This window comes from Frankia sp. BMG5.23, from assembly GCF_000685765.2.
Classification (GTDB): domain Bacteria; phylum Actinomycetota; class Actinomycetes; order Frankiales; family Frankiaceae; genus Frankia; species Frankia casuarinae.
The window spans coordinates 1-6,248 of the sequence record NZ_JDWE01000104.1; the positions used below are offsets into that span (position 1 = coordinate 1).

Annotated in this window: 3 protein-coding genes and 2 pseudogenes; 2 read left to right on the top strand and 3 right to left on the bottom strand. The window is 66.1% G+C overall.

The features are described from left to right. The first annotated feature begins 453 nt into the window (after positions 1-453). Positions 454-1,716 carry an ISL3 family transposase gene (locus BMG523DRAFT_RS21450; RefSeq protein ID WP_235463361.1) on the top strand — a complete coding sequence of 421 codons (1,263 nt, stop codon included), beginning with the start codon at positions 454-456 and terminating at the stop codon, positions 1,714-1,716. Positions 1,717-1,819: 103 nt separating this feature from the next. Here BMG523DRAFT_RS21450 and BMG523DRAFT_RS23845 read toward each other — a convergent pair. Then, positions 1,820-3,479 (bottom strand): annotated as a pseudogene (locus BMG523DRAFT_RS23845) (ISAzo13 family transposase). A 79-nt stretch (positions 3,480-3,558) separates the two neighbouring features. Beyond that, positions 3,559-3,693: pseudogene (locus BMG523DRAFT_RS23850) on the bottom strand (transposase); the annotation flags it as partial. 142 nt (positions 3,694-3,835) lie between these two features. Between BMG523DRAFT_RS23850 and BMG523DRAFT_RS21465 the strand changes: the two are divergent. Next, positions 3,836-4,981, top strand: a complete 1,146-nt coding sequence (locus BMG523DRAFT_RS21465) for a PfkB family carbohydrate kinase (RefSeq protein ID WP_051624005.1) — start codon at positions 3,836-3,838, stop codon at positions 4,979-4,981. Positions 4,982-5,060: 79 nt separating this feature from the next. Here BMG523DRAFT_RS21465 and purN read toward each other — a convergent pair whose 3' ends face one another. Then, positions 5,061-5,711, bottom strand: coding sequence for a phosphoribosylglycinamide formyltransferase (gene purN, locus BMG523DRAFT_RS23855; RefSeq protein ID WP_198537952.1), 651 nt, complete (start codon positions 5,709-5,711; stop codon positions 5,061-5,063). Positions 5,712-6,248: the final 537 nt, after the last annotated feature.

The following is a 6,248-nucleotide window of genomic DNA, read 5'->3' on the forward strand; positions in this document are numbered from 1 at the left end:
GGCCTGTTCGTCCTGCCCCGGCCCGACCCACCGGCCACCCCAGAGATCAACTCAAGCTGAGGCCCGACGAAAGCGTGCAGAACGCCCACTGAGAGTGGGGACCGTTCGTTGCTGGGAGTGGGGGCCGGCTGGTCAGGCGGGTTGGGTGGTGTCGGTGGGATTGGGTTGACCGGACTGATGATCGGCTGCGGTTACGGGCTCGTGTTCGAGGGGCCTCCGGCGTGTGTTCCGGGTGCGGCGTCGCGTCGGAGCGGGTGCACGGGCGGTATCGCCGCCGATTGGTCGATGCAGCGATCGCGGGTGCTCACGTGGAGATCGATCTGCTGATCCGGCGGTTCCGCTGCCTGACAGCGGACTGTCCGCGGGTGACCTTCGCGGAGCAGGTCGTGGGGTCTGACAAGTCCGCATGCCCGGTTCACCCCGCTTGCCGGCCGGTTGATCGAAGCGATCGGGTTGGCGTTGGCGGGCAGAGCCGGAGCCCGCCTCGCGAACCGGATGGGACTTCCCGCTGGTCGAAACACCCTGCTGCGCCGGGTCCGGGCGCTGCCCGACCCACAGATTGGGGCGGTGGCCCTCCTCGGAGTGGATGACTTCGCGCTGCGCCGAGGTCGGGTCTACGGAACGGTCCTGATCGATCTCGACAGCCACCGGCCGGTGGACCTGCTACCCGACCGGGAAGCGGCGACGTTCGCCGGCTGGCTGGGCGAGCATCCCGGCGCGCAGGTGATCTGCCGGGACCGGGCGGGTGCCTACGCCGATGGCGCCCGCACCGGCGCCCCGGACGCGGTGCAGGTAGCGGACCGCTTCCATCTGTGGAGCAACCTCGCCGGGTACGTCGAGACGACGGTCGCCCGGCACCGTTCCTACCTGGCGGAACCGCCGACTACCTGCGAGGCCGCGGACGAGCCAAGGGCGGACCTTGACGGCGCGGTGGCCGCGGCGCGGGACGCGCATTTCGAGCAGCGGGCGTTCGTGCGACATGCCCGCGAGCGGTACGCCGCCGTCCAGGAACTGAAAGCCGCAGGCGTGGGCATCAAGCCGATCGCCGCCCGACTCGGCCTGGCCCGAGGAACGGTCCGCAAGTACTATCGCGCCACCAGCGTCGACGACGTCCTGGCCAAGGCCCGCGACGGCCACGGCTCGATCCTGCGGCCGTGGGAGCCCTACCTCACCGAGCGGGTCAACGCCGGGATCACCAACGGCAGCCAGCTGTTCCAGGAGATCCACGACCAGGGCTACCCCGGGAGCAGAGCCGTTGTCTTGGCCTTCCTGCGCCCACTACGCGCCGGCGGCAGCACCGCCGCACCCGCGGCACGACCGGCACCCAAGGTCCGCACCGTCACCCGGTGGATCCTCACCCACCCAGAGCACCTGGACGAGCAGGAGACCCTGGCATTGAAGACGATCCTCACCCGCTGCCAGGACCTCCAGAAGACCGTCGGTCACGTCACGGCGTTCGCGCAGATGCTCACCGGTCGTCACGGCGACCGGCTCAACGGCTGGATCGCCGCCGTCGACGCCGACGACCTGCCCGAACTTCACCGCTTCACCCGCGGCCTCCTGCGCGACCACGACGCCGTCCTCAACGGACTGACCCTGCCGCACAGCTCCGGACAGGTCGAAGGCGCCGTGAACCGCATCAAAATGATCAAACGGCAGATGTATGGCAGGGCGAACTTCGACCTGCTCCGCAAACGAGTTCTCCTCGCGACCTGACGGTACCCGGGTCCACTTCGATCACAAGATCAGGGACAGATCCAGTTTTCCGGAAGCTGCGACAGCGCTGCTGACTCATCAACATCCTCCGTCTACGGACCAGTCATCTTACAGGGATCACTGTCCGAAGATCGGGAACCACCTCAGTGACCTGCTCGGCCTGGGTGAACCGCAGCGTCGTCGGCTCGATGGTGATGCTCTGTTCGTGCAGGAGCTGGCGGACGTCGGTGACTGCTTCGCCGATGGTGCGTGGATTGACCTCCAGCATGTCCGCCAGGACTCGCTGCGATCAGATCTGGCGTAGGTGAACGACAGTGATCAGGACCCGGTCGCGCGCGGAGAGCAGGGGCCGGCCGTGGGTGCCAGGGGCATGGCGGCGTGGTCCGCCTCGCTGCTGGTAGCGGCGCTGCTCCCAGCGGGCGGCCTGGGCTGGGGCCAGCCGTGCTGCGAGCGCGTCGAGGTCGGTGGTGCTCATGCCGGTCAGACGCGGGTGGGCCAGCAGCGTCAGGGTCGCGGCCCGGTCCGACACGGCCATGGGATTGGGGACGGTGGATGGTTCTGCGGTGCTGTCGGGATGCGCGGGATGAATGGTGTAGTTCCACGTGCCGTGCACTGGATGGGGTTCGATGGGCAACGCGTCGATGCGGGCTTTGCTGACCGCGATGCCGACCGGGTAGTCCCGGGTGTCCAAGCGTGCTTCGACGCGTAGGCCGCTGCGGGTCCGGGTCGCCGCGATCGTGTTCACGACCACTTCATGGCTGGTCAGCGGCCGGCCGCGCCAGTTCATGGTGATCTGGGAGAACAACCGGTGCTCGATCTTGTTCCACTTCGAGGTGCCCGGGCGGGAAATGACAGACCGTGATGGACAGGCCGGTGCCAGTGGCGAGTGTGGCGAGTTCGGCTTTCCAGGCCCGGAAGCGGTAGCTGTTGGACCCACCCGCGTCCGCGGTGACCAGCAGCCGGGTGGCCCGCGGGTAGTCGGCCTGGCCGCGGGCCTGCCACCAGCGGCGGATCGAGGCCACCGCGAACGCCGAGGTGGCGTGGTCGACCCCGACGTTGACCCAGCCCGCATCGGCGGTCAGATCGTAGACGCCGTAGGGAATCGCGGTCTCACCCTGCGGGCCGGTGAAGAAGCTGTGATCCTCCACCTGGACCGGGTCGCCTTTCGGTCGCCATTCACGGCCGGAGTTCGGGAGCTGGCCAAGCATCTCCTTCTTCTTCGCATCCACGCTGATGACCGGCTCGCCGGCCCTCTGGTGCTCGATGACCTGGTCATGGAGGTAGCGGAACTGGGCGTCCCGGTCAGGATGCTGTTTGCCTTCGAGGGTCTTGGAGTTCGCCTGCAGACTGAAACCGGCCGCCCGTAACAGTCGGCGGACCGTGGACGGCGACACCGGGTGGCCTTGGCGGGTGAGTTCCTCGGCGAGGTGTCGCAGTGACTTGGTGGTCCACCGCAGCGGTGACATCGGATCACCGCGCTCGTCCGGCTCGACGAGTGCGAGTAACGCCTCTGCTATGGCCGGATCCACATCCTCGACACGTTTGCGACCTCCGCCCGGCCTGCGGACACGCCGACCTGTCAGCGGCTGTTCGCCCGCTTCGAGCTCGAACACGCCGGCACGGACCGTGGTCTCGCTGACCCCGGCGACCCGGGCTACCGCGCGGACACCGCCATGCCCCAGCAGCCGGGCCTCGGTTGCCAGCACCAGCCGCCGCTGCCGTTCGTCCAGGTACGGGAGCAGCATCGCGAACCGACAGGACATCTGATCCAGAACATCCCCCGCGATTGCTATAGCACGTCATCAAACCAGACTGGTCGAACCACCAGGTTGTTCCTGCACAGGCCCAATGGGTCCGACATCTCTGCCAGGAGGCGCCGGGCAGGGTCGCGGCGATCGCGTTAACCAGCCCGCGGTGGGCGTCGGAGGTGACCAGGCGCACGCCGGACAGGCCGCGGGCGACCAGGTCGCGGAAGAACGCCAGCCCGCATCCGAGCCAGGTTCTCGTTGGAACGTCAAGACCTGGACATACTCGCCGATCCGCCGACGCAGAGGCGAGGGCCGACCTCTCCATAGACGCGTGCGCGTGGCGGCGCACCTGTAGTAGTCTTCGCGCCGTCATGCTAGATGAGCCCAGGTCAACTAGCCCACCAGCACCCCTCGACATCGTCGGCATCGGCGCCCTGAACCTTGACTACCTGGCGGACGCCGCTGCGGACTCCGGGCTTCGCCGGCTGCTCCTCGACGGCCGGCTCCTTACGCGCAGCGGCGACTCGATTCCCATCACCCGGGGTGCAGAAAATGCCGTCGCTGACGGGATCCTTGACGGCATCCTCGCGCATGTCGAGCCGACGTCACTGACCGCGTCGTTCGGCGGCTCAGCATTCAACACGATCTATGCGCTCTCCCAACTGGGACTCGGCCTGCAGCTAGGATTTATTGGTGTGGCCGGCAGCGTCCCGCCACGGGCCCGGTCAGGCGTGGCCGAATTACAGCGTGTCGGTGTGGACACCGACAAGGTCGAGATGCGGGAGGACGCGGTGTACGGCGCCTGCCTGTCGCTGCTGGATGGCAGCGAACGGACACTGCTTACACACGCCGGAGCGAATGTCCTGATAGGCGACATCATCGACCAGCGCTTCGACGAGCTACTCACCTACCTCCGCAGAGCCCGGGTAGTTCATGTCACATCCTTCTTCGACCCGGTCAGGCCACCCCGGCTGCTCAAGCTACTCGCCGCGCTACGCGCCATCCATCCCGACGTGGTAATTATGTTCGACCCCGGCCACGCCATGTCAGCGGAGAGGTCCGAGGCTGTCCTCGGGCCAGTCGGCCTGTCCGACTACCTGCTGCTCAATGCCGCCGAGATGACGCTTCTGGGCCAAGCCGGCAGCGACGAACACGCGGACGACATCGTCGCGCGGATCCTGGACCTGGCTAAAGGGAACGCCGCTACAGTCGTCGTCAAACGGCCTACAGGGATCACTATCCACCGCCGATCGGGTCGCCGGATCACCAGTCGCCTCTACCCACAGCGGTGTTTAGGCGAGAAGGAAATAAGGGACTCGACAGGTGCCGGCGACGTGTTCGCTGCAGGGCTCCTCTCGATGCTCTGCGACGAGCCGCCCCGGCCAGACCTTGGAGTTTCGCTCGGAATGCTGCTTGCTCGCCACAAGCTGCAACATATTGGTACCAATGGACACGCCGGCTTCGCTTCGCTGGTTCGCCGCATCACCAGTGGAGGCGAGTCGGACACTGGCCTGTGACTAGCTCCCAGCGCTCGTCGCCGTCCCCCACGCCCGGCTTCGCGAACCGCGGCTACCGAGCTCCACTGTAGCACATTCATCATCGAGACCGGGTCACTTGGGCCGTCATATCCTGAAGACTCCAGGGGTTCTGAAATGAAAAAGGCTCCCCAGCTGCGATTCTGCTGACCACGGCCGGAAGTAGCCGGTGTTCCATCTCGAGAACACGCGCGGCGAGACTATCCACCGTATCGTCCGCCAGGACCGGAACGTCAGCGTGGGCGATTACAGGTCCGGCATCGTATTCCGCATTCACAACATGAATAGTGGGTCCGCTCACCCGGACTCCGGAGGCCAGAATCGCCTCGTGTACTGCCGCTCCAAACATCCCTTGGCCGCCGAACTCAGGAAGCGGAGCCGGGTGAACATTGATGATCTTGCCCTCAAATCGTGCCAGAGTCTGAGCCTCGAGCTTTCTCAGATACCCGGCTGTGACAATCAGTCCGACACCTGCATCCTCCAGCGCAGAGCACATCGCGGCGTCGAGTGCACCCGCCTCCGGATGGGTCCTGCGAGAGAGATGTAGCGCAGGAATCCCCGCAGCCTTGGCAAATGCGAGCGCGGGCGCCCCGCCGTTGTTGCAGATGGCGAGCGCAATCTCAAATCCGGCACCCTCCTCGTTCGAGGCCGTCCGCAGCGCGCGAAGGTTCGAGCCCTGGTGCGAAGTCAGAACCGCGACGTTCAGGGTCACAAGTGCACCTCTCACGATCGAGTGAACACGCACGGCGACTGGGCCGCCGGTGCCAGTATTTCTATTCTACCCTATCTCATCAGCCGCCTTACCGCCGCCCAGGGCTTCGACGGCATAGGCCGCGAAACGCGCACAGTTACGCAGGGTCCTCATATCGATATCACGCACCTGCGGAGAGTCGCCTGTTCCACCGAAACTCACGAAGAATCCCGCATGATTCACACCCGAGGTCGGATTCGTCACCATCCCCCAGTCGTCGCCTCGGCTATGGTATGCACAAGACACCCGGACATCGATTCCCTTGGAACGGGCTCCCGGAATCACCTCGTCGCGTAGTCGGGCAAACAGGCGTGGAGGCACCGTGTAACCGCGGCCGTCACCTGAATGTGGCACGACGAGGGCCTCGGACGGCGGAAGTGAGAATGTGGATCGCCCCGAACGACCCAGGGTGACCCGCAAAGTCATTGATGCAGGTCAGCGGGGTTGTCGAGAGTGAGGATGGCCAGGAGCAGGGCGTTGTCGTGTCGGATTCTGCGG

What these genes read in the sequence shown, in the direction of transcription:
- BMG523DRAFT_RS21465 (WP_051624005.1), top strand. Translation starts at nt 3,836, where the DNA reads ATGCTAGATGAGCCCAGGTCAACTAGCCCACCAGCACCCCTCGACATC.